A 23068-nucleotide genomic window follows, 5' to 3' on the forward strand; every position below is an offset into this window, starting at 1 on the left:
TGCGCGGTGGGACGCCGGGCGACTCATCGGGCGGCGAAGTACCCCGCGGCAATGATGGCGAGCACCAGGCCGGCGATCGCCATGTGCGCGTAGTCGCGCTCCTTCAGGAACAGGGCGAGCATCAACGCGACGCGCGCAATGGGAAGCAGAATCAACACGGCGATGCCGATGCGGGACAGGTCCAGGGCGGCGATCGCCGCGCATGCCGGATAGCCGGACAGCGCGGGCAGGCCGGCCAAGGCGCCGCCCGCCACCAGCAGGCAAGCCGCCCACGTGCCCAGGCGCAGCAGCCATCCCAGCAGCGTTTCCTGGCGTGGTGCGCTGGAGGTGGGCGCCGTCATCCGGCAGCCCCGGGCAGCGTTACGCCCGCGGCGGCGAGCAGCATGCAGACCGCCAGCAGCATCAGCACCGCGATAAAGGCGATGCGCAGTTTGTCGCCCGGCACCTTGACGATGGCATGGGCGCCGGCCCAGGCGCCGACCACCGATCCCAGCATGACGGGTGGGGCGATGGCCATGTCGATGTCGCCGCGGGCGAAATAGGCGGCGGCGCTGGCGGCGGCCGTCACGCCGATCATGAAGTTGGAGGTTGCGGACGAGACCTTCAGCGGCAGCCGCAGGGCGCCGTCCATGGCGGGAATCTTCAGCACGCCGCTGCCGATGCCCAGCAGCGCTGAGATCATGCCGGCGCCGTACATCAGGCCCAGGCCCAGCGGCACGCGGTCCACGCGGTACGGCGTGCTGTGCCCGGAGGCCGGGTCGCTATAGCTGCCGTGCAGGCGCAGGCGGTCGGCCAGCCCGCGCGTGCCCACCGGCCCGGCGGAAAGGACCACGGTGCGCCGGGCCAGCATCTGCCGCGACGATATCGCCAGGATCAGCGCGAACAGCGCATACAGCCAGGCCGTCGGGATGGACCCCACCAGCCATACCCCGGATAAGGCGCCCAGGGTCGTGGCGCTTTCCAGGACGATGGCCAGCCGCACATTGGGCAGGCGCGCCCGCAGCAATGGCGCCGCGCTGGCGCAGGAGCACGCGATCACGGAAACGATGCTGGCGCCGATCGCCACGCGGATATCCAGGCCGAACAGCAGCGTCAGGATGGGAACGATGAAAATGCCGCTGGCCATGCCCAGCGCGCCGCCGAACGCGCTGGCACAGAATGCCGCCAGGAAGAGCCAGTGAAATTCCGAGCCGATCATGGCGGGCATCCCGGGATCAGCCGCGCGGGCGGCGGCGCAGCAGTGTCGAAAACCGGATCAGGTCGCCGCGGTAATACAGCTTCTCGTAGTCGATGGGCCGGGGCCCCGCGCAATACGACGTGCGTTCGATCAGGAAGATGGGCGCCCCGACGGCAACGTCCAGGGCCTGGGCGACACGCCTGTCGGCCACCGTGGCTTCGAGCTGATAGCGGGCTTCGACCAGCGGCAGGTCGTATTTGTCTTCCAGCAAGGCGAAGATCGGCTCGGCTTCCAGATCGTGGCGGACGATTTTTTCGCCGATGGCCAGGGGCAGGTAGGTCTCGTCCAGGGACAGCGGGACGCCGTCGGCCAGCCGCACGCGCTCGATGCGGTAGACCTCCGTGCCGGCGGACAGGGCCAGTTGTTCGGCCACGGCGTCGGTGGCCGGCACGATGCGCTTGCCCAATACCCGCGCGGTGGGGTGGCGTCCCAATGCCAGCATGTCTTCCACGAAACCGCTGAGCTCGGTCAACTGCTGCTGGATGCGGGCATCGGTGACGAAGGTACCCTTGCCCCGGCGGATTTCCACCAGGCCGCGCGCGACCAGGTTTTCCACCGCCTTGCGTACGGTCGTCCTGCTGACGGCGAAACGGGAAATGAGCGCGTCTTCCGAGGGCAGCTGGGTGCCGGCGGCGAGCTCACCCGCGGCGATATCGGCGGCCAGGGCGACTTCGACCTGGGCGTAGAGGGGCGTGCCGTGGGGCAGGTTTTCCATGGCGACATCGTGACGTCATGATGTCATGATGTCAAGTCTTTGCAAGCCACGGTTGGGTATCATCGAAGTTCCTTTGTAACGGGAGCATGCCATGGCCCAGGACAAGTGGTCTTCCAAGCAATACCTGATGTTCGAGAATGAGCGCACCCGCCCCGTGCGTGATCTGCTTTCCGCCGTGCCGACGGCCGAGGCGCGCCAGGTCATCGACCTGGGCTGCGGTCCAGGCAATTCCACCGAAGTGCTGGCGCAGCGCTTTCCGTCCGCCCGGGTCTCCGGGCTGGACAGCTCGGCCGACATGATCGCCGCCGCCCGCAAGCGCATGCCCGAGGTGCATTTCGAGGTGGCGGACATCCATGCCTGGAAGGCCCCGTCGACTTACGACGTCATCCTGTCCAACGCTGTGTTCCAGTGGGTGCCGGGCCACGAAACGCTGTTTCCCGCGTTGGTGGCGAACCTGGCCGAAGGCGGCAGCCTGGCCATCCAGATGCCCGACACGATGGAGGAAAGGCCGCATCGCATGATGCGGGAGCTGGCGGCGGACGGCCCCTGGGCCGACAAACTCAGCGACGTAAGCCAGGCGCGTACCGCGCTGCGGCCGGCGCAATGGTATTACGAGCTGCTGGCCCCGCACTGCCGCCGCGTGGATATCTGGCGCACCACCTATTACCACGTGCTGAAGGAAGGGCCTGTGGCCATCGTCGAATGGTTCAAGGGCAGCGCGCTGCGGCCCTTCCTGGACCCGCTGGACGAGGACGAAAGGCGAACCTACCTGGCCCGCTACACCGCGCTGGTCGAGCAGACGCACCCCCCCTTGGCCGACGGTTCCGTCCTGCTGCCCTTTCCACGCCTTTTCATCGTCGCGACACGTTGAGCAGGCATCCCGGGCGGCGCCGGGCTGCCTCGGCTTGGACGGCAATGGCCGGCTGGGGCAGCCAATGGCCGACCCGGGCCCAATGGCGGATCAGCGGCGGTGCGTGCGGCCTCATGCGGCGGCCGCACGTTGGCCGGGCCGCTACCAGGCGCCGCAATACTGGCCGGCGCGTTCCTTGATGGACGGCGCCAGCCGTTCGAAGGCGATCAGGTAGATCGCGCCTTCCGACGACGCCGTGGACCCGTGCACGGTGCCCGCCGGCAGGTCGATGACATCTCCCTTCCTGCACACGTAGTCGACGCCGTTGGCGTAAACCGTCAACGCGCCGTCCACGATGATCAACGTTTCGTCGGTGGGGTGGCTGTGCGTGGGGTGTTCCTTGCCGGGGGCGTCGCGTTGCACCTCGATGCAGCCCTGCCGCGGCAGCAGCGCCCGCAGGCCGGCCGCCAGATCGATGTCGCCAAGCAATCCCTTGATCACTTCCATGCTGTCCTCGCTTCAGATTTCGGTTTCGGATGCCAGGTCGGCAGCGCGCATGGCGTGGAACGGGCAACCCGTGGCGGGCCGGTTGTCGTCGCCTAGGAAGTACTGCTTGTATTCCCGGTTCGAGGGATCGCCGTAGGCGCCAAGGTCCCCCGACGGCGGAATCATGTCATAGGTGGCCAAGCGGTCCCGCACCTTCGCGACGCTGGCATTGCGCGAACGCTGCGTGCCCAGGATATTGTCGAAGACCCAGCGCGGCTGGAAGGTGATCATGAAAGAGCTGGAGCGCCGGCTTTGCCGCTGGACGTGGGCCGGCGTATTGCATACGACGAAAATCGGTTCGCCGGCAAAGCAGAACTCCCAATGCGGCGAATCCAGTTCGGCCGGGATATCGGCCGGCCATTCCACGTCGTCCAGCGAGGCCAGGCGGCCGAGCAGGGCCCAGAACTTGGCGCGATAGGCCTCCAGCGGCAGCAGCGGGCGGGGGCGGAAAAACACGACCAGCGATGTGTTGGGGCCGTAGCTGCGCGACGCGGCGACATAGGCGCGCAGGTTACGCGCCAGTCCTTCGATGTCGTCTTCATCGAGGAAAAGATAGCGCAGCTGGTCGGCGCGATATCCCGCGACGCCGAAGATGCAGGGAAAGGCCCGCGTATCGCTGTTGAGCGTGCTGGCCAGTTCCTGGAAAAGAATGGCTTGCCATGTGCCACCGGTGTGGCGTTGCTGGACTTGGGAACGGCTTAGATAGTCATTCACGGCTTTGTCTACCCATTCAGGTGGAGGGAAATGAATCGACTTGCCATGACGCGCGCGCGGCGTGATGCCGCATCGGCACGATGAGGGGGGCTAAGCTTGTTGCGTCATGCGCATCGCCGCCGCGCCGATACAGCCCAGGGCCGAGACGGCCGCCATGAAGAGAACGAATCCGGTATAGCCCTGCGCCGTGTAGGACAAGTGGCCGGGGCTGCCCGTGGCCGAGGCGGCCAGCAGGGATCCGATAAGCGGCTGCACCAACGCGGCCGTAATGCCAGCCAGCGTGGTGTTGAAGGATGCTCCGATGCCGATCATTTCGGTGGAGTACAGCTTTCTTACCGCTTTCAATACCAGCGGTACGGTGCCGCCGGCCACAAAGCCCAGGACGCTGAAGCACGCGATGGCGTATACATAGCCTAGCGATGCCAGCAATGCCGGAAGCAAGGTAAGCAGGATCGCAGCGCGCAGCAGGCAATTCCACAGCAGCGCGCGTCGCACGTTGCGGACGCGGTCCGACAAATGGCCGAGCAGGATGGAGCCGGCCACGTTGCTCACCAGGAATGCCAGGATGCAAGTGCTTGCCTGGTCCTTGCTGATCGAGAGCGTATCCCGGACCATGGGCAAGCCCCATACGCCAGATAGAGTAGTGACGGAGGCGAAGTGCGACGCGAAAACGACGGCGCATCCCCAGCTGCCGGCATTGCGCAGGCGGCTGCGGAACAGGCGCAGCGTCTGTCCGAGCCGGGGCAATAGTTCTTTCGGCGACATCGGGGCCTGGTCCGTTCGGGGGAATACCAGCGCGGAGGCCCCCAGGTTGACGGCGACGGCGCAGGCGACGATGGCGAAGCATTCGCGCCATCCCAGTTCCGATACGGCGTAGGCCAGCGGAGTGGTGGCGATCACCCCGCCGAGATAGCCGGATACCTGCGACAAGCCCGACATCAGGCCGAAGCGGCTTTGCTTGAATTTCAGGGCGACCAGTTTCAGCATCGCGGTGAAGACCAGCGCATCCCCGCAGGCCACCACCAGGCGCGCGGCGAAGGCGGCGGCGACGGTGGGCGCGAGGGCGAAACAGGCCGTGCCGGTCAGCGACACCAGCAGGCTGCCGAGCAGGACGCGCCGCACACCCAGCGTATCGACCAGGATGCCCGCCGGAATCTGCATGGCCAGATAGCCGTAGAAATAGCCGGAGGCCAGCATGCCCAGGCCCGCGCCGTCGATGGAAAACGACGCCGACAATTCGTTCAGCATGGATTGCGGCGCGAGCCGCTGCATGAACGCAATGGAATAGGCCAGCGCGATCAGGATCCAGGATGCGTACGCGCGTGCGGTGGGCCGGTCGCTGCCCAGCGGCAGCGATGGCGGGGAAAGCGAGGCGGCCTTGCTCATGACAATGTGGGTCGGCGGACGACGCCCAGGGAAAACAGTGCGTCGGTGGAATTGGGCGCCAGCGTGGCGATGCGCTTGCCCACATGCACGGCGGCGCCGCGATAGGTCGGCTTGCGGTGCTTGATATGGCCGTAGACGTCGCGCATGACCAGCGCGGGCAGTTCCAGTACCCGATCGGGATACAACCGCTTGGCGGCCAGCACCGCCAAGGCCAGCAGGCCGGCCCGGCCGCCGTTTTCCTTGGGCGGGTCGGCCTGCAGGTCGGGTACGACCTCCGCGCAGCGGCGCGCGTTGGCCAAAGCGACGATGGCATTGCGGGTCCGCCAGCAATACAGCAGCCGCGACTGATGCGGCCGCTGGCGGAAGGCCTCGGCGAATATCAGGTCCGTGATATCGCTGTATACCCCCAGGCCCTGGTAGGGAGGCGCCAGTTCGGTACCGGATCGGTACAGGCAAAGGTCGCCATTCATATCGAAGTACTGGTAAATCGAAAACCCGACGAGCTCCTTGTCGGCAAGAACGAGTACCAGGCCGTAACCGCTACGGAAAGGACTGTGGGTCGGCGTCCAGTGCGGTTCGGTGACATCCCAATTCATGCCGATAAGGCGATTGAAGGCGTCCATGGTGGCGGCGCGCTCGTCGACCGGAAAATCCTCGGCCCGGGGGAACGACCGGAGGGTGATGGTCTTTCCGTTCGAGAGAAGCTTGATCGGCATCGCGCAGCCCTGCCTTCTATATCGTTTTTTTGAAATACTCTTCGAACCTGCCCGTATTCCCGCGCGTTTCGCGCCGCGGTACGCGGATCGGTTCTTCCCCCATGGCAGCGGAATTCTCGACCATCCGCACTAAATGGTTCGCCGGTTTACGGTCAATTTTCGATAGAATTGGGTCAATACCCAAGCCCGTCCCCTTTCACCTAGCCGCGTCATGCAAGCGCCCGTCATCGCAGTAATCGCCTTCGACAGGATCAGCGCGTTTCACCTGTCGGTGCCGTGCGCGGTATTCGGCACGTACGGCGGGGTACCGGGGGCGCCGCGGTTTGCGCTGAAGGTGTGCTCCTCCGAAGGCGGCACCTTGGCCACCACCACATCGGGATTTGCGGTGGTGACCACCCCCTCGCTGGATATCACCCAGACGGCGGACGTGGTGGTGGTGCCCAGCTGGCGCGATCCCAAGGAAATCCCCCCGGCTGCCCTGGTCGATGCGATCGCGGCGGCCAGCGCGCGCGGCGCGCGGGTCGTGGGGCTGTGCCTGGGCGCCTACGTGCTGGCGGCCGCCGGCATCCTGGACGGCCGCCGCGCCACCACGCATTTCGCCTGGGCGGACCACTTCGCCAGCCAGTATCCCCGCATCAAGGTCGAACCCTCCGTGCTGTATGTGGACGACGGCAATGTGACGACCTCCGCCGGCACGGCGGCCGGCATCGACTGCTGCCTGCACATCGTGCGGGGGCTCTACGGCGCCAAGGTGGCGGATTTCGCCGCGCGGCGGCTGGTGGTGCCGCCGCATCGCCATGGCGCACAGGCGCAACTGCCGCCGCAGCCGTTTTCCACGGAAGGCGCCGGGTTTCGCCTGGCCGAACTGCTGGACTGGCTGCGTGGAACCATCGTGGAAAAACACACGGCCGACAGCCTGGCGGAACGCCTGGCCATGAGCCGCCGCACCTTCAACCGCCGTTTCCTGTCCTTGACGGGATGCAGCCTGAGCGAATGGCTGCTGGCCGAGCGGCTGCGGCTGGCGCAGAAGCTGCTGGAAACCACGGAGCTTCCGCTGGAAGTCATCGCCGGACGGGCGGGTCTGGGCAGCGGATCGTCACTGCGCCAGCACTTTTCCCGCAACTTCCAGATATCGCCTTCCGCCTACCGCCGGCAGTTCAAGCGGCAGGCCTGACGCCGCCTAGCGAACTTTCTTGCGCAGCCGCTTGAACCAGCGCGGCTGGTCGATGTCCTGGATGGCCTGCTCCAGTTTCAGCCCGTACATGTTGAGGAACTCGCGCGCGGTGGTTTTCCGGATGAGCGCCTGCATGTCCTTGTCCACGGCCCGGCAGACCGGGGGCAGCACGTCCGGCGTCCCGCGGTCCAGTCCGTGCGCGGCCAGGCGCTTGTCGACCAGGCGTTCGAATCGAGTCCGGAACATGCGGGGGCCGACGCGGAAAATTGCGATGTCGGACCCGTTTCCGGCGGCGAACAGCTGGCCGTCCGTTCCCATCAGGCGATCGAGCGTGCCATAGACGCGGCCGCGATGGTTGTAGATGTGATCGCGCCACCGGTCCGCGCGCTCCGCCAGCCGGGGCGCGGTGCGCCGGATGACCGACTGCAATGGCGACCACGAGGCAAGGAAGTCCAGGAATCCCGTGTTTTTGGCGTTTGCGATGGCCGCGCGGGCGGCTTGCACATCGCCATCGTTCACCACGGAGAGGTGAGTGAACTGCATCCTGAACAGCATGGTGGGAAGGTGCACGACGCGCTGCAGCAGGCTGTGCAGATGCAGCCATTGCTCGACTTCGTCGAAGGGCACGTCCTTTTCCCGCGCGCGCCGTTCGAGTTCCGGCCTCAGGTCGCTGAAGAACTGGGTGAGGGTATGCACGTTCAGCATGTCCTCTGCGTGGTGCATCAGCTCGACCAGGCGAAGGTCGTACTTGCCTGCCATCACGTCGGCGTTCAAGGACGCGATATGCAGGCTGTTCACGGTGTAGAGGATCTGGTCGTCGCAGGACGACGCGCCTTCGCGGGCGATGCCCAGGCATTCTTCCAGAAAGTCCTCGTTGCCCCGAGTGCACATTTTCGCCAACAGCGTGACGAAGCGCTGGCGGAATGCCGGGTCGGGATGCAGGCTCCAGCCCTCGTGCAGGCGGTCGAGCATCGCGGTGAGCGCGGCAGCGCCATTGGCGTCGATCTGTTGTGCGTGGCGCCATGCGTGCGCCGCGTCTGTCGGCGCCAGCGAGACTTCGCCAGGCAAGCGCGGCGCGAACCAGTTGGCGGCCGCGTTTTCCAGCATGTCCTTGGGATACAGGGGGGCCATCACGGCGTTGACCCACCCCGCGCGTTCCATCGCTTCGACGGGCAGCATGTCGACCATCGTTTCGGGAAATTCCGTCACGAAGCGGGTAGCCATGGTGTAAGTCTCGATATAGTCGGCGTCGGCCTCGACAAGCTCCACGTCCGGCGACAGGGTGCCGCGCAGCGCGGTGTTTTCGCAGACGGTCTTGTCCAGGGTCACGTGGCGTAGCTGGGCGCCGTAGCCATCCGGCGGCGTGACGATGGGGTTGCCCGCCAGGTCGATCTGCGTCAACGTGCTTGGCAGTTGATCGAGGGATGGAAAGGCCGTCAGCGCGTTGTCGGCCAGTACCAGCCAGGCCAGCCCGGGTACCTCGCGCAACGGTGGGCATGCGCGCAGGTTCAGCGAATGCAGCTGCAAGGGCCGGTGCGGATCGCCGGCCTGATACCACTGATTGACCGTTTCCCACACGGTCGCGCGGTCTTCATCCGGGTGCGCGGGCGCGCGGACGTAGGCTTCCAGGGTGTATTGCCATTGCGGGATCTTGCTGCCCAGCTGTTCCTGGAAGGCCAGCGTGGAATAGTCGCCGTAGCCCAGGCTGGTCACCTGGCGCAGCTGTCCGGTACGGCTGGCCAGGTACGTGGCCAGGTCGACGAACAGGTCGATGGCGGACTTCGCGCCGGGGGCGGGGTATATGCCGTCGTCGGTGTCCGCGGGCGTCCCGGCCGGGGACGAGGGCGGGCTCTCCACGGTGAAATGGATGAGGAAGGGATTGGCGGCCGCGGCATCGTCCGTGAACGCGGCGGGTCCGGGGTCGGCGGGGCCGTCCAGCGCGATCACGGGCCGGTCGCCGGCGGGGATGTCGCAGGTCGCGATCTCGCGCAGCAGGGCGGCGCCGATTTCCGTGCCGTTGATCATGCGCAGCGCGGCTTCCAGATGCGGGCTGTCGAGTTCGTCCGCGCCGGGCCCGGCCTGGACCTGGACCGAGAGCAGGCCCCACAGGCTGCGCAGGGGCGGTTCGGCGATGGGGGGCGGCAATTCCGCCGGCTGCCATGCCGCGCCGATGCCGGTAACGGGTGCTGTCATGGCCGCCAGGCCTCCTGTCCGTGCGTGAAGGCGCTGCCGGTGCGCGTCCGTGCGCGGCAATGGCTGCGACGTTGTCTCATGGTTGTGTACTCCCTTCAAGGCGCGTTGAGTGCCCCTGCCGTTCCGCGCTGTTCCCTGTGCGGATGAAATGCGCGTGCCGGAATGCGAGCGCGCCGCCCCGGCGGTCGGCGCACGCCGGCGTCGCCGGCGTTTTTTTCCGTAAAAGGCGTACGCCGGCACGCGAGAAGCCGGTGGACGCGTAACAGGGCGGCTGGTAAAACAGGCCACATGCGACTGGTGAACTGGAATATTCAATGGGGCCGCGGCGTGGACGGCAGAGTAGACCTGCGCCGCATCGTCGACGAGGCACGGCGCCTGTGCGACTTCGACGTCCTGTGCCTGCAGGAAGTCACGCGCGGTTTCCATGGCGATGCGGCCGCGGGCGGCCTGCCGGGCGGGCCCGACGCGGATCAATTCGCCGCGCTCGGCGCGCTGCTGCCCGGATATACCGTGCTCAGCGGTATCGGCGCGGACCTGCCCCCCGCGCGGCTGGGCGCGCCGCGCCGCCAGAACGGCAACGCCATCATTACGCGCTATCCCGTGGGCCCCGTATTCCGCCACAGCCTGCCGTGGCCGTCCGACCCCACGGTCAAGTCGATGCCGCGCGTGGCGCTCGAAGCGGTGTTGCTCAGCGATATCGGCCCTGTGCGGGTGACCACCACGCACCTGGAGTTCTATTCGGCGCCGCAGCGCCTCGCGCAAGCGCAGGCTCTGCGCGACTTGCACGTGGAGGCATGCGGCCATGCCATGCGGCCCAGTCCGCATGGCGACCCCAGCGGCCCCTTCGCCGCGGTGGAGCGTCCCCTTGCCGGGCTGGTCTGTGGCGACTTCAACAGCGCGGTGGACGACCCGGCCTATCAGCGCATGCTGGAGCCCATGCCGGCCGGCGTGCCGTCATTTAACGATGCCTGGCTGGCCCGGCATGGCCAAGTGCCGCACGCACCGACGGTGGGCGTGTACGACCGCGTGCAGTGGCCGCAGGGGCCCTTTGCCTGCGACTTCGTTTTTGTGACGCCGGACCTGGCCACCCGGCTTGTCCGGTGCGACGTCGACCCGCAAAGCGCGGCATCGGACCACCAGCCCGTCGTCGTGGAATTCCGCTGACATGACGCCGTGGCGGCCGCGAGCCTTCCGCGTCGCGCGCCGGTGGGGGCGTGTCCTGGCGCTGCTGGGCGCCGCCGTGCTCGTGCTGGCTGCCGCGGCCGGCGGGGTCGCGTGGTGGGCGATGCATGCCAGCCTGCCGCGCCTGGACGGCACCATCGACGCCACCGGCTTGTCAGCGTCCGCCACGATCGAGCGCGATGCCCGGGGGACCGTGACGGTGACTGCCGCGAATCGCCTGGACCTCGCCTATGCGACCGGCTACGCGCATGGCCAGGATCGCTATTTCCAGATGGACCTGCTGCGGCGGGTGGCCGCCGGCGAAGTCGCCGCGCTGGTGGGCGCGGACGCCATCCCCCTGGACCAGCGCAATCGCATGCATCGGTTCCGCGCGCGTGCGCAGGCGGCCTATGCCGCGCTGCCCCCCGGCCAGCGTGAGCTGCTGCAGCGTTATGCCGATGGGGTGAACGCGGCCCAGGCGGCGCTGCCGGTATGGCCCTTCGAATACGGGGTGCTGGGCGTGCGGCCGCAGCCCTGGCGTCCCGAAGACACGCTGCTGGTGGTGGACGCGATGTATCTGGACCTGCAATCGGCCGAATTGAATCGCGTGCTGTCGCGCGGTTTCCTGCGCGATGCGGTGTCCGCCGACATGCTGGCCTTCCTGACGCCGCGGGCCAGTACGCTTGACGCGCCGCTGGACGGCCTCGCTCCCGACGCGCCCACGCCGCGCGTGCCGCGCGCCCGGCCCGACTGGCTGGATGGGCGCGGCGCCGCGCGATCTCGCGCGGTTCCGGTGGATCGCAATGCCGGTGCCGCGGCGCCGGGGGACCATCACTCCGCGGGCCGGGCGGACGGTGATCTTGCCGCCGCGGTCGGTCCGCTGTTCGCCGGCATCTTCCCGCAGGAGGCCGCGTCCGATGAGGGCGGGGAGGTCGGCAGCAACGCCTTTGCCGTGGCCGGGTCGCACGGCGTGGACGGCGCGGCGCGGTTAGCCAACGATATGCACCTGGGGCTGCGGCTGCCCAATATCTGGTATCGCCTGACGCTGGTGCTGCGCGATGGGTCGCCGCGCCGCATCGCCGGTATCAGCCTGCCGGGCACGCCCGTGGTGGTGGCGGGCAGCAACGGCGACGTGGCATGGGGCTACGCCAACAGCTATGGCCACTACATCGACCTGATACACCTGCAGCGCGATTCCGCCGATCCGCGTCGCTATCGCGGCCCGTCCGGCGAATGGGAAACCGCGGTCGAGCACGATGAATGGATACAGGTGAAGGGCGGTGCGCCGGTACGAAGGCCGGTCCTGGAGACGCGTTGGGGACCGGAGCTTCAGGTAGGCGACGATACCTATGCCGTCGAGTGGGTCGCCTACCGGCCCGATGCCGCCGACCTGGGCCTGCTGGGCATGGAAACGGCGCGCGATGTGGACGAGGCGCTGCGCGTGGCGCAGCGCGCCGGCGTACCGACGCAGAACATCCTGGTGGCGGACCACGCGGGCCATATCGGCTGGACGCTGGCCGGCCCGTTGCCCTTGGCCACCCGGGATCCCGACGGCTATCCGGTCGACGCCGCGAAGGCGGCCGCGCCGGCCGGGCGCCTGCCGCCCCGGCAGTATCCGCGTGTCGTGGATCCGCCTTCGGGCCGCTTGTGGACGGCCAATAACACCCAGCTCGGCGAGGCCGCGCGCCAGCGCGCGATCGGCGACGGCGGCGCGGACGTCGGCCTGCGCGGCACGCAGATCCGCGACGCCCTGTTGGCGCGGGACCAGCACGATGAACAAGACCTGCTCGCCATCCAGCTGGACGACCGCGGTCTTTGGCTGTCGTTCTGGCGCCAGCTGGCGTTGGACGTGCTGGACGCGTCCGCGTTGACGCGGCATCCGGACCGCGCCGCGTTCCGCCGCATCCTGCTGCAGTGGAACGGCCGCGCCGATGTCGACCAGGCAGGCTATACGCTGGTGCGCGATTTCCGAGAAACGCTGTATGGCGCCTGGTTCGCCGGACTGGACGAACGGCTGTCGGCGCGCGCTCCGGAACTCGCGCCGTTGATTTCGGTGGGCCGCGCTTCCTCGCGGCTGGAGGCCGTCATGCGCGCCCTGGTCGATGCGAAGGCGTGGGTGCCCGCCCATTACGGCGACTGGCGCGCGTTCGTGCTGGCCGCCATCGACGAAACCATTACCCGCAACCGACCGCGCGGCGCGCCGCTGGAGCAGGCGGATTGGGGCGAACGCAACCAGCTGGCGATCGGCCACGCCTTCGCGGGCCTGCTGCCCGAGCCGGTGCGGGCGTGGTTCGCGGCGCCTGTGCAGGCGGTGCCGGGGGATATCAATATGCCGCGCGTGCAGCGGCCGTCCTTCGGCGCGTCCGAACGCTTCGTCGTGGCGCCGAGCAGGGAAGCGCAGGGAATACTCGAAATGCCGGGGGGCGCGTCAGGGCACCCCATGTCGCCATTCTTCCTGGCGGGGCACCAGGATTGGGTGGATGGCGCCGCGTCGCCCTTCGTGCCGGGCGCGGCGGCGCATACGCTTACGCTGCAGCCTTGATGCGTCGGCTATCCGGCGCCTTGCCTGGCCTTCGTGCCGCTGCCCTGATCTGGGGTGCCGCTACTCGGCCTTGATTTCGTAGGGCGAGAACCGGCTGAACGGCAGCGGTGTCGTGGCGGTCACGTTCCAGGTCTGCTTGTCGGGCAGGTTGAAAGTCTGGGCCGACGTGGTGCCGATGACATTGCCCTGGGCGTCCTGAAGCTGGAACAGCACCGACACGCGGTTCAGCGTCTTGCCGCTGTCGTTATGCACGGTGGCCCGGATGTAGGTGGTGCCCTTGCCGGTATCCTTCACCGCCGCCAGGTTGTCGATCGTGACGCCTTGAGGCAGCGATTGCGCCGCCGCGCTGAAGGCGGCGGCGGCAAGGATGGCGGTGGCAAGCAGGCGTTTCATGGGGGTTCTCCCGCGATAGGCGTCGCCCCCAGGATATCAGCGGGCGACCGGTAGCTCGAATCGTAGCGGAAGTCCGGTCATGCGTTCGAGCGCCGCCGGCTCCGTGTCGCCGAACATGTCGATGACGTAGACGCCGTCGGCGCGGATATCGAAGACGGCGACGTCGGTATAGACGCGCGATACGCAGCGCACGCCCGTCAGCGGATAGGTGCATTGCGGCACCAGCTTGCTTTGGCCGTCGCGCGTGGCCAGTTCCATCATGACGAAGACCTGCTTGGCGCCGCTGGCCAGGTCCATCGCCCCGCCCACGGCGGGGATGGCATCGGCCCCGCCGGTGTGCCAGTTGGCCAGGTCGCCGTTGACCGAGACCTGGAACGCGCCCAGCACGCAGATGTCCAGGTGGCCGCCACGCATCATCGCGAAGGAGTCCGCGTGGTGGAAGAAGGACGTGCCCGGCACCTGGGTGACCGGCTGCTTGCCGGCATTGATCAGGTCGTAGTCCTCCTGGCCCTTGGCCGGCGCGGGGCCCATGCCCAGCATGCCGTTTTCGGTATGCAGCACGATCTCGCGGTCGGCGGGCAGGTGGTTCGCCACCAGCGTGGGCAGGCCGATGCCCAGGTTCACGTAGGCGCCTTCCGGGATGTCCTGGGCGACGCGAGCCGCGATCTGGTCGCGGGTCAGTTTGGTGTTCATTGGTTTACGCTCCCATCGATGCGCACCACGCGCTTGACGAAGATGCCCGGGGTGACGATGGCTTCCGGTTCCAGTTCGCCCAGTTCGACGATTTCGCGGACCTGGGCCACGGCGACCTTGGCCGCGCTGGCCATGATGGGCCCGAAGTTGCGGGCGGTCTTGCGGTAGGTCAGGTTGCCCCAGCGGTCCGCGCGCTCGGCCTTGATCAGGGCGTAGTCCGCATGCAGCGGCAATTCGAAAACATACTGCTTGCCGTTCAGCTCGCGCGTTTCCTTGCCCTCGGCCAACGGGGTGCCGTAGGCCGTGGGGGTAAAAAAGCCACCGATGCCCGCGCCGGCGGCGCGGATGCGCTCGGCCAGCGTGCCTTGCGGGACGAGTTCCAGTTCGATCTTGCCGGCGCGGTACAGGCCGTCGAAGATCTGCGAATCCGCCTGGCGCGGAAACGAACAGATGATCTTGCGCACGCGGCCGGCGCCCAGCAGGGCGGCAAGCCCCGTCGTGCCGTTGCCGGCGTTGTTGTTGACGATCACCAGGTCCTTGGCGCCCTGGGCCAGCAGGGCATCGATCAGCTCGATCGGCTGGCCAGCGGGCCCGAAGCCGCCGATCAGGATGGTGGCGCCATCCGGGATGTCGGCCAGCGCCTCGGCGGCGCTTTCTACGAGTTTGGAAATCATGGGCGGTCCGGAAACATGGGGAGGTTCTACAATCCAGGATGCTTTCACGGCACGCCGGCCACCGTCAAGGCACTGTCCTCAGCGTGAACACTTTTGCCCTGGGGCCTGTTGACGGCCCCCACCTTGTTTTCGTGCGCCTGGCTGCCGCCGCGGGATATGACTTATGACAAGAAAACCCTACGACTCCAATCAGCTGCTAGGCGACGTTGCCTACGAGTCGGTACGCGAAGCGATCCTGGCCAATGACCTGAAGCCGGGCGACCGCGTGTCCGAATACAAGGTGGCGGAATGGCTCGGCATCAGTCGCACGCCAGCCCGCGAAGGGCTGCGCCGCCTGGAAAACGAGGGCCTGCTGACCCAGCATCCGCGCCGTGGCCTGGTGGTGGCGTCCATCGACGACGAGGCGGTGCAGGAGCTGTATGCCGTGCGCGAGTTGCTGGAAGGCGCGGCGGCGGCCTTGGCGTCCAAGCGCGCCACCGATGCGGAAATCGCCACGCTCAAGCATCTGGTCGACCATGAGTCCTCGATACGCGACCAGCCGGAGCAGATGTACGAGCACAACCGTACCTTCCACGACCTGGTGTACCGGGCCGCGCACAATCAATTCCTGCTGAAGTTCCTGCTGATCACGGCCGACACGCTCTCGGCGTACCGGAACATATCCACGCTGGTCATCGAAGAACGCCGCGAGCAGGTCATCGAGGAGCACCGCGAACTGTACGAGGCCATCGCCGCGCACGACGAGGCCGCGGCGCGCGCCGTGGCGGCCCGGCACGTGCAAAACGCGCTGCGGGCCCGGACGCGCGTCCAGCATACGAAGCTGGTCGGCGAGGCGCCGCGCCGGCCGCCGCTGGGCGGGGAAAAGCAGTCAGGCTGACGGCAGCGGCAGCGACGGCTGCGCCGGCAGCCGCATGAGCCTGTCGTACCAGTCGCCGGCGTCCCGCGCGCCCAGGGCTTCTTCGGTCAACAGCAGGAAGCGCCGCCGCAGTTCGGGGCCGGACATCGGCGTTTGCGGCATGCCCTTGTAGTCGCATGCCAGGGCCTCCAGGCGGCGTCCGTCGCGCAGCGTCACGGCGATGCGCGCGCTCCATGCCGACGGCAGCGCCTGTGCCGCGGACAGCGCGATCCGCCCGCACAGGTCCGCGATCGCGGCGTCGTCCAGCGCCGATGCGTCGAACGCGCGCGGGTCCTCGGGATCGCGGTACAGCGACAGGGCGACGCAGAAGGGCACGCTGTATTGCGCCGTCATGATGTCGCCGGGACGGCGGATGTCGTGATGGCTGACCACCTTTTCCGACATGCCCAGCGCCAGCTCGGCCACGTCGCCGCCGGCAAAACCGTGCGCGGCCATCATCTCGCGCAGGGCCTGCATGGCGGCCTGCGGCGTGACGTGGCAGGCATAGCGCTTCATGCAGATGCGCAGCGTTTCCCATTCGTTACCCAGGCCGGCCGTCAGCCGCTGCGGATCGGCATCGCGGCAATAGGTGTCCAGGAAGCCGAAGCGGCCTTCCAGGATGGTTTCGGGGCCGGTGTAGCCGTCGGCCGCAAGGCGCGCGGCCAGGATGCCGGCTTCGCACGCGCGGCCCATGTGCAGGCGCTTGACCATCGCGCCCTCGCGGGATTTGGTGAAGGCCAGCAGGCCCGCCGACAGCGATCCCGCGATGCCCAGGGCGCGCGCGATCCCGGCGGCGTCCAGCCCCAGCAGCACACCGGCGACGACGGCCGCGCCATAGGGGCCGGTCAGGCCCGGCGCATGGAAGCCCAGCTTTTCGCTGCTGTGGCGGGATGCGGCGCCGATGCGGAACAGCACTTCGCAGCCCGCGACGAAGGCGGTCAGCGCCCGCCGCCCGTCCGCGCCGGTTTCCTGGGCGACGGCGGCCACGACGGGGACCAGGGTGGCGCCCGGATGCACGCCGGCGCCGGGATAGCGCAGGCTGTCCTGTTCGAAGGCGTGGGCGGCCGCGCCGTTGGCCAGTGCCGCCTGGGGCGCCGTGACGCCGGGGCCGGCCGCGCCGAAGATGGTGCACGCGCCCTGGCCGCCGTAGCGGCGGGCGTAGGCCGCGGTCATCGTGCTCCAGGGAAAGCGCGCGCCGTAGACCATGCATCCCAGGGTGTCCGCGATGCAGGCCGCCGCGCGCTCCCGGACGTCCCCCGGGATGTCCTCGAATCGCAGGCTTGCGGCGAAGTGCGCCAGCGTCCTGGACGCGGTGTCGGCATCGTGCTCGGACGTCTCTTCCCGCGGCGGCTGGGGAGGGGAAATCGGGGGAAGTGACATGGCGCGATCCTGGGGTGTAGGCGTCTTTCAAAAATAGTATACCGTGGTATTCTAAACACGAAGGACAAGCCGCGGCCGGGACAAGGCCGCGCGAAACAGCGCTGGACACGGCCCGTGCCCGCCCTGCAAGGGCGCCGCGGCGCGCCGTCGCGCCAGCAGGAGGAGATCGGCGTATGGACATGCGGAGACGACGGCTCAATGCGTTGGGACTGGCGCTGGCCGGCGCCGCGGTCGTGCCGCGCGTGCGCGCGCAAGGCCCGGAAGAAGCCGCGAAATATCCGTCGCGCCCGATCCGCCTGCTGATTCCCTTTGCCGTGGGCGGCGGCACCGACATCATCGGCCGCGAAATCGCCCACCAGATGACCTTGGCCTGGAACCAGTCCGTCGTGGTGGAAAACCGGGCCGGGGGCAACAGCACGATCGGCCTGGAAATGGCGGCGAAGTCCGAGCCGGACGGCTATACCCTGACCATGATGACGGCCAGCGCCACCGTCAACGTCACGCTGCAGGGGCACAAGCAGCCCTACAACCTGCTGACCGATTTCGCGCCCATCTCGCAGATCACCTCGCAGCCCTACGTGCTGGTGGTCAATCCCAATCTGCCGGTGCGCAGCGTCAAGGACCTGATCGCGCTGGCAAAGGCGCGTCAGGCCAAGCCGATGACCTACGGGTCCTCCGGCATCGGCGGGCTCAGCCACCTGTCGGGCGCGCTGTTCTCCTCGCTGGCGGACATCCCGTTGACGCACGTGCCGTACAAGGGCGGATCGCCGGCCATGACGGACGTCGCCGGCGGCCAGATCGACATGCTGTTCTCCACCCGCCTGCAGGCCGATGTGCTGATCAAGGCGGGCCGCCTGCGTCCGCTGGCGGTCACGACGGACAGGCGTTCGCCGGCCTCGCCGGAGCTGCCCACCATGCAGGAAGCCGGCGTGCCCGGATACAACGTCGCGGGCTGGTACGGCATGCTCGCGCCGGCGCATACCCCTGCCCCCATCGTGAACAAGCTGAACAAGGAAATCGTGCGCATCGTCGCGCTGCCCGAGGTGGCGCAGCGCATGGCGGCCGACGGATCCGAGCCCACCAGCAGTTCACCGGACGCCTTTCGCGCCCACATCCGCGCCGAAGTGGAGCGGTGGCAGGCGCTTATCAAGAAAATGGGAATACCGACCGAATGAGCGATCCAGACGAACTCGAACGCGGCGGCGCATCCGCCGGGGCCGCGGGCCTGGCCCGCGAACTGGGAAACCGCATCGCCGCGCTGGCCTACGAGGACCTGCCCGGCGACGCCATCCATTGGGCGCGCGTCGGCCTGCTCGACACCATCGGCGTCACGCTGGCGGGGGCGCACGAGGAGGCGCCGCGGCTGGCCGCGCAGGCGCTGGACACCCAGGACGGTCCGGCGCTGGTGCTGGGCACGCGGCGCCACATTGGCGTGCTGGACGCGGCGCTGATCAACGGCACCGCCTCCCATGCGCTGGACTTCGACGACTGCAACAACACGATAGGCGGCCATCCCTCCGCGCCGGTCCTGTCGGCGCTGCTGCCGTTGGCGCAGCAGCTGAACGCCAGCGGGCGCGACTTCGTACTGGCCTATGTGGCGGGGTTCGAGGCCGAATGCAAGCTGGGGCTGGCGGTCAACTTTCACCACTACACCAAGGGCTGGCATCCCACGGCCACGCTGGGCACCTTCGGCGCCGCGGCGGCCTGCGCCAAGCTGATGGGCCTGGACGGCGATGCCACGGCCACCGCGCTGGCGCTGGCGGCCTCGTTCGCGTCGGGCATCAAGGCGAACTTCGGGACGATGACCAAGCCCTTGCACGTCGGCCATTGCGCGCGCAACGGGCTGTACGCCGCGCGGCTGGCGCGCCTGGGCTTCACCGCCAATCGCGCCACCGTCTTCGAGCACAGGCAGGGGTTCCTGGATGTGTTCAACGGGCCGGGCACCTACGACACGCGCCGCGCGCTGGACGCCTGGGCCGATCCGCTGGATATCGTCCAGCCTGGCATCGCCATCAAGCAGTATCCGTGCTGCGGCAGCACGCACCCGGCACTGGACGCCATGCTGGACCTGGCGCGCCGCCATCGTCCACGGCCGGACGACGTGGCCCGCGTGGACGCCTGGATCCATTCGCGCCGCTTGGCGCACACCAACCGGCCCGACCCGAACAGCCCGCTGGACGCGAAGTTCAGCCTGCAGTACGTCCTGGCGCGCGCGCTGCTGGACGCCAAGGTCGGCGTCGCCGACTTCGAGCCGGACGCCTATATGCAGCCGGCCGCGCGCGCGCTGCTGGGCCGCATCCACGTGGCGCCCTACGACCAGGCGGAGGAGGAAGTCTTTCCCGCCACCAACCACTTCGGCGGCCGCGTGCGCATCACGCTGCGCGACGGCACGGTACTGGAGTCGCAGGTGGACCAGCCGCTGGGGCGCACGTCGGCCAATCCGCTGCCGCCCGCGCTGCTGCGGGACAAATTCGTGCTGTGCGCCGAGCGCGCGCTGCGCAAGGATGCCGTGGGCGCCATCGCCGACGGCATCGAACGTGTTGAAACCCTGCCTCGCATGGAGGCGCTGATGGCGCTGATCGCAAGCGCCGCCATAGACTGAGGACCCGGAAGTGGAAGAGCATATTCATCGTTATGACGTGGTGGTGGTCGGCAAGGGCAACGCGGCGCTGTGCGCGGCGCTGTCCGCACGCGAGCATGGCGTGCGGGTCGCCATCCTGGAGGCGGCCTCCGAAGACGAATCGGGCGGCAACAGCCGCTTCGCCGGCGGCGTCATGCGCTTCGCCTACGAGTCGGTGGAGGACCTGAAGAAAGTCACCGACCTGACCGAGGAGGAAATCGCGACCAGCGATTACTTCACCAACACCACGGACGAATACTTCGACGACCTGTTTCGCCTGACCAGCTATCGCACCGATCCGCAGTTGTCGGAAATCCTGGTCACGCAAAGCCTGGACGTGATGGTGTGGCTGCGTTCCAAGGGCGCCAAGTTCGTGCCGAACTACGGGCGGCAGTCCTCTCTGGTCAACGGCCGGCGCAAGTTCTTCGGCCGCCTGCCCATCGAAGTGTCGGGCGGGGGCGCGGGCCTGGTGCAGTTCCTGGACAAGGCGGCCAGGAACGCGGGCATCGACGTGCACTACAAGACGCGCGCCAAGTCGCTGATCACGGAGGGCGACCGGGTCACCGGCATCCGCGGGACCCAGGACGGCCAGCCCGTCGTGTTCGAAGCCAAATCGGTGGTCCTGGCCTGCGGCGGGTTCGAAGGCAATCCGGAGATGCGCGCCCGCTACTTGGGGCCGGGGTGGGAACTGGCCAAGGTGCGAGGCTCGCGCTTCAACCAGGGCGACGGGCTGCGCATGGCGCTGGAAGCCGGCGCCGCTGCCCACGGCAACTGGTCGGGCTGCCACGCGACCGGCTGGGACCTGAACGCGCCGGAGTTCGGCGACGTCAACGTCGGCGACCAGTTCCAGAAGCATAGCTACATCTTCGGCCTGCTGATCAATGCCCATGGCAAGCGCTTCGTCGACGAAGGACTGGATTTCCATTCCTTCACCTACGCCAAGTACGGCGGCGAGGTCCTGAAGCAGCCCGGCCAGTTCGCCTGGCAGGTGTTCGATTCCAAGGTCACGAACCTGCTGCGCTCGGAATACCGCATCAAGATGATGACCAAGGCCACGGCGGATACGCTGGAAGAGCTGGCGCAGAAGCTGGAAGGCGTGGATCCGGCCGCCTTCCTGGAGACGGTGAAGTCCTACAACGCGTCGATCCGCAAGGACGTGGCTTTCGATCCGACGATCAAGGACGGCTTGTCCACCCAAGGCATCGAGCCGCCCAAGTCCAACTGGGCGCAGGCGCTGGATACGCCGCCGTACCACGCCTATGCGACGACCTGCGGCATCACGTTCACCTTCGGCGGCCTGCGCATCGATCCGGAAAACGGCCAGGTGCTGAACGTTCACCTGAACCCCATGCCGGGCCTGTACTGTGCCGGTGAAATGGTGGGCGGCCTCTTCTACTTCAACTATCCCAGCGGCACGGGGCTGGTGTCCGGGGCGATCTTCGGGCGCATCGCCGGGCGTGGCGCGGCGGAGGCGGCGCTGGCCTGACGTGGCGGGAGCCTCGCGGCACGGGCGGGCGAGAATGCCGGCACGCCGGCCGGGGATCCCGGCCGGCGGTCTTTGACGACAGGGAGTCGCGGCGGTTCTAATTGCACGGTATATCCCCTGAACCGTCGCGCGCGATTCCCGCGATCGCGCGGCGGTCGGCCGGTGCGCCGGCCTCGATACTTCGGAGTTTCCGTGCAAAACCACGAGCGCCGCGCCCTGGTGCTGTTTTCCGGCGGGCAGGATTCGACAACCTGCCTGGCCTGGGCCCTGGAACGCTATGCCCATGTCGAAACGGTCGCGTTCGATTACGGCCAGCGCCATCGCATCGAACTCGATGCGCGGCAAAACGTGCTGCGCGAATTGCGGGCCCGCATACCGCGGTGGGCGTCGCGCCTGGGCGACGACCACCTGCTGGATCTGTCCGTACTCGGGCAGGTAGGCGATACGGCCCTGACCAGCGACCGGCAGATCGAAATGCAGGCCAACGGCCTGCCCAATACCTTCGTGCCGGGCCGCAACCTGCTGTTTCTGACGCTGGCGGCGGCCCTGGGCTATCGCCGGCAGCTGGACGTGCTGGTCGGCGGCATGTGCGAGACGGACTTTTCCGGCTATCCCGACTGCCGCGACGATACGATGAAGGCCCAGCAGGTGGCCCTGGCGCTGGGACTGGGCACCCGGGTCACCATCGAAACCCCGCTGATGTGGCTGGACAAGGCCCAGACCTGGGCCTTGGCGCAGCGGCTGGGCGGTGACGATCTGGTGCGGATCATCATCGACGAAAGCCACACCTGCTATCTGGGCGAACGCGGCGTCCGCCATGACTGGGGCCATGGCTGCGGCACGTGTCCGGCCTGCGCCCTGCGCAAGGCCGGCTGGGAGCGCTGGGCCGGCGGCCAGGCCGCGCCGTTGCCGCCGGCGTAGGGCGGCCTGTCCGCAGTCTTGTCACGCTACGCCGGGCGGCGCGGCTGTGCGTCTCGCCTTGGCGGCCCGGCCGCCGATGCGCGTACCTATTCCGCGGCCGCGCCGCCCGGCGGGGTCGTATCGCCTTCGCCCAGCGCGCGCTGCATCAGCACCGTATCCCGCCATTCGCCCAGTTTGTGTCCGACCGACCGCAGCGTCCCGACGGGATGGAAGCCGCAGCGCGCGTGTACCGCCAGCGAAGCCGCGTTGGCGCTGTCGCCCACCACGGCCAGCATCTGCCTCCATCCCAGCGCCGTGCAGCGCTGGATCAGTTCGGCCAGCAGGCGTCCGCCTATCCCATGGCCCGCCATGCCGGGCTTGACGTAGACGGAATCCTCGCAGGTATAGCGATACGCCGGGCGGGGCCGGTACAGCGTGGCGTAGGCGTAGCCGGCGATCTGCCCGTCCAGCTCGGCCGCCAGGTAAGGGAGCTTGTGGGCCAGCACCGCCGCGCGCCGCTGCTGCATTTCCTCCAGGCTGGGCGGCGTCAGCTCGAAAGAGGCCGTGCCATGCAGGACGTGATGACTGTAGATGGCCTGGATGGCCGCCATGTCGTCGGCCGAGGCGTCGCGGATGATCGGGCCGGAAGAGAGGGTAGGAGGCATTGCGTGAAGACGGCAAAGGGATCGGAAGGGACCGGACGAAAAATCCGCGTGGGACAGCCGGCCGGGATCGAAGCGATGCGGAATTATGCGACAGTCCGCGCAAAAGCGGGAAGCGCCGGCATCCGGAC

At 68.1% G+C, this 23068-nt stretch carries 22 protein-coding genes; 9 read left to right on the top strand and 13 right to left on the bottom strand.

Translation table 11 applies throughout. From position 1 onward, the window contains the following. Positions 1 to 23: 23 nt before the first annotated feature. The 3 genes from AKI39_RS01595 to AKI39_RS01605 are packed head-to-tail and all read right to left on the bottom strand — an operon-like array spanning position 24 to position 1952. Positions 24 to 341: a DUF1634 domain-containing protein gene (locus tag AKI39_RS01595; RefSeq protein ID WP_066631812.1), complete on the bottom strand. Its 318-nt coding sequence runs from the start codon at positions 339 to 341 to the stop codon at positions 24 to 26. After that, positions 338 to 1198 carry a sulfite exporter TauE/SafE family protein gene (locus AKI39_RS01600; RefSeq protein WP_162493858.1) on the bottom strand — a complete coding sequence of 287 codons (861 nt, stop codon included), beginning with the start codon at positions 1196 to 1198 and terminating at the stop codon, positions 338 to 340. Before AKI39_RS01600 ends, AKI39_RS01595 begins: the two co-directional genes overlap by 4 nt. A 16-nt stretch (positions 1199 to 1214) precedes the next feature. Beyond that, positions 1215 to 1952: a GntR family transcriptional regulator gene (locus AKI39_RS01605; protein ID WP_066631819.1), complete on the bottom strand. Its 738-nt coding sequence runs from the start codon at positions 1950 to 1952 to the stop codon at positions 1215 to 1217. 91 nt (positions 1953 to 2043) lie between these two features. Between AKI39_RS01605 and tam the strand changes: the two genes are divergently transcribed. After that, positions 2044 to 2823 carry a trans-aconitate 2-methyltransferase gene (gene tam / locus AKI39_RS01610; RefSeq protein ID WP_066631821.1) on the top strand — a complete coding sequence of 260 codons (780 nt, stop codon included), beginning with the start codon at positions 2044 to 2046 and terminating at the stop codon, positions 2821 to 2823. Between the two features lie 141 nt (positions 2824 to 2964). Here the strand turns inward: tam and AKI39_RS01615 are convergent, their stop codons facing one another. The 4 genes from AKI39_RS01615 to AKI39_RS01630 form a co-directional block, all read right to left on the bottom strand. Then, the gene (locus AKI39_RS01615) at positions 2965 to 3309 is read right to left on the bottom strand and encodes a cupin domain-containing protein (protein WP_066631822.1); all 345 of its coding nucleotides are present in this window, start codon (positions 3307 to 3309) and stop codon (positions 2965 to 2967) included. A gap of 12 nt (positions 3310 to 3321) precedes the next feature. Next, positions 3322 to 4062, bottom strand: coding sequence for a YqcI/YcgG family protein (locus AKI39_RS01620; RefSeq protein ID WP_066631825.1), 741 nt, complete (start codon positions 4060 to 4062; stop codon positions 3322 to 3324). A 90-nt stretch (positions 4063 to 4152) separates the two neighbouring features. Next, positions 4153 to 5448 carry an MFS transporter gene (locus tag AKI39_RS01625; protein WP_066631831.1) on the bottom strand — a complete coding sequence of 432 codons (1296 nt, stop codon included), beginning with the start codon at positions 5446 to 5448 and terminating at the stop codon, positions 4153 to 4155. Further along, complete coding sequence (locus tag AKI39_RS01630; protein ID WP_066631832.1) at positions 5445 to 6164, bottom strand: hypothetical protein; 720 nt, start codon at positions 6162 to 6164, stop codon at positions 5445 to 5447. The genes AKI39_RS01625 and AKI39_RS01630 overlap by 4 nt, the downstream gene beginning before the upstream one ends. 211 nt (positions 6165 to 6375) lie before the next feature. On the opposite strand from AKI39_RS01630, the gene AKI39_RS01635 reads away from it, so the two are divergent. Next, on the top strand, positions 6376 to 7338 hold the full coding sequence (locus tag AKI39_RS01635) for a helix-turn-helix domain-containing protein (protein WP_066631833.1): 963 nt from the start codon (positions 6376 to 6378) through the stop codon (positions 7336 to 7338). A gap of 6 nt (positions 7339 to 7344) precedes the next feature. Here AKI39_RS01635 and AKI39_RS01640 read toward each other — a convergent pair whose 3' ends face one another. Then, positions 7345 to 9531, bottom strand: a complete 2187-nt coding sequence (locus AKI39_RS01640; RefSeq protein WP_066631834.1) for an NEL-type E3 ubiquitin ligase domain-containing protein — start codon at positions 9529 to 9531, stop codon at positions 7345 to 7347. A 288-nt stretch (positions 9532 to 9819) separates the two neighbouring features. On the opposite strand from AKI39_RS01640, the gene AKI39_RS01645 reads away from it, so the two are divergent. Together AKI39_RS01645 and AKI39_RS01650 are read left to right on the top strand one after the other, a co-directional pair. Further along, positions 9820 to 10695, top strand: coding sequence for an endonuclease/exonuclease/phosphatase family protein (locus tag AKI39_RS01645; RefSeq protein WP_066631835.1), 876 nt, complete (start codon positions 9820 to 9822; stop codon positions 10693 to 10695). Position 10696: 1 nt separating this feature from the next. Continuing rightward, positions 10697 to 13234, top strand: coding sequence for a penicillin acylase family protein (locus AKI39_RS01650; RefSeq protein ID WP_066631837.1), 2538 nt, complete (start codon positions 10697 to 10699; stop codon positions 13232 to 13234). Positions 13235 to 13294: 60 nt separating this feature from the next. Here the strand turns inward: AKI39_RS01650 and AKI39_RS01655 are convergent, their stop codons facing one another. Genes AKI39_RS01655 through AKI39_RS01665 form a run of 3 tightly spaced genes read right to left on the bottom strand, consistent with a single transcriptional unit; the run spans position 13295 to position 14994 of the window. Next, complete coding sequence (locus AKI39_RS01655) at positions 13295 to 13627, bottom strand: FxLYD domain-containing protein (protein ID WP_066631839.1); 333 nt, start codon at positions 13625 to 13627, stop codon at positions 13295 to 13297. Positions 13628 to 13663: 36 nt separating this feature from the next. After that, on the bottom strand, positions 13664 to 14320 hold the full coding sequence (locus AKI39_RS01660) for a 3-oxoacid CoA-transferase subunit B (protein WP_066631840.1): 657 nt from the start codon (positions 14318 to 14320) through the stop codon (positions 13664 to 13666). Further along, on the bottom strand, positions 14317 to 14994 hold the full coding sequence (locus tag AKI39_RS01665) for a 3-oxoacid CoA-transferase subunit A (RefSeq protein ID WP_066631841.1): 678 nt from the start codon (positions 14992 to 14994) through the stop codon (positions 14317 to 14319). Before AKI39_RS01665 ends, AKI39_RS01660 begins: the two co-directional genes overlap by 4 nt. Before the next feature lie 163 nt (positions 14995 to 15157). Between AKI39_RS01665 and AKI39_RS01670 the strand changes: the two genes are divergently transcribed. Beyond that, positions 15158 to 15871 carry a GntR family transcriptional regulator gene (locus AKI39_RS01670; RefSeq protein WP_066631843.1) on the top strand — a complete coding sequence of 238 codons (714 nt, stop codon included), beginning with the start codon at positions 15158 to 15160 and terminating at the stop codon, positions 15869 to 15871. On the opposite strand, the gene AKI39_RS01675 is transcribed toward AKI39_RS01670, so the two are convergent. Beyond that, on the bottom strand, positions 15863 to 17269 hold the full coding sequence (locus tag AKI39_RS01675; protein ID WP_066631845.1) for an MmgE/PrpD family protein: 1407 nt from the start codon (positions 17267 to 17269) through the stop codon (positions 15863 to 15865). The two genes, AKI39_RS01670 and AKI39_RS01675, sit on opposite strands and share 9 nt — an antisense overlap. 179 nt (positions 17270 to 17448) lie before the next feature. Between AKI39_RS01675 and AKI39_RS01680 the strand changes: the two genes are divergently transcribed. From AKI39_RS01680 to queC, 4 genes are all read left to right on the top strand, one after another. Further along, positions 17449 to 18444 (top strand): tripartite tricarboxylate transporter substrate binding protein, encoded by a 996-nt coding sequence (locus tag AKI39_RS01680; RefSeq protein ID WP_158515139.1) that lies wholly within the window; start codon positions 17449 to 17451, stop codon positions 18442 to 18444. After that, positions 18441 to 19871 carry an MmgE/PrpD family protein gene (locus tag AKI39_RS01685; RefSeq protein WP_066631849.1) on the top strand — a complete coding sequence of 477 codons (1431 nt, stop codon included), beginning with the start codon at positions 18441 to 18443 and terminating at the stop codon, positions 19869 to 19871. Before AKI39_RS01680 ends, AKI39_RS01685 begins: the two co-directional genes overlap by 4 nt. A 10-nt stretch (positions 19872 to 19881) precedes the next feature. Next, positions 19882 to 21375 carry an FAD-dependent tricarballylate dehydrogenase TcuA gene (gene tcuA / locus AKI39_RS01690; RefSeq protein WP_201258542.1) on the top strand — a complete coding sequence of 498 codons (1494 nt, stop codon included), beginning with the start codon at positions 19882 to 19884 and terminating at the stop codon, positions 21373 to 21375. 192 nt (positions 21376 to 21567) lie between these two features. Continuing rightward, complete coding sequence (gene queC / locus AKI39_RS01695; RefSeq protein ID WP_066631850.1) at positions 21568 to 22296, top strand: 7-cyano-7-deazaguanine synthase QueC; 729 nt, start codon at positions 21568 to 21570, stop codon at positions 22294 to 22296. A gap of 86 nt (positions 22297 to 22382) precedes the next feature. Here queC and AKI39_RS01700 read toward each other — a convergent pair whose 3' ends face one another. Continuing rightward, complete coding sequence (locus AKI39_RS01700; RefSeq protein ID WP_066631851.1) at positions 22383 to 22940, bottom strand: GNAT family N-acetyltransferase; 558 nt, start codon at positions 22938 to 22940, stop codon at positions 22383 to 22385. Positions 22941 to 23068: the final 128 nt, after the last annotated feature.

It is taken from the genome of Bordetella sp. H567 (genome assembly GCF_001704295.1).
GTDB lineage: Bacteria > Pseudomonadota > Gammaproteobacteria > Burkholderiales > Burkholderiaceae_B > Bordetella_C.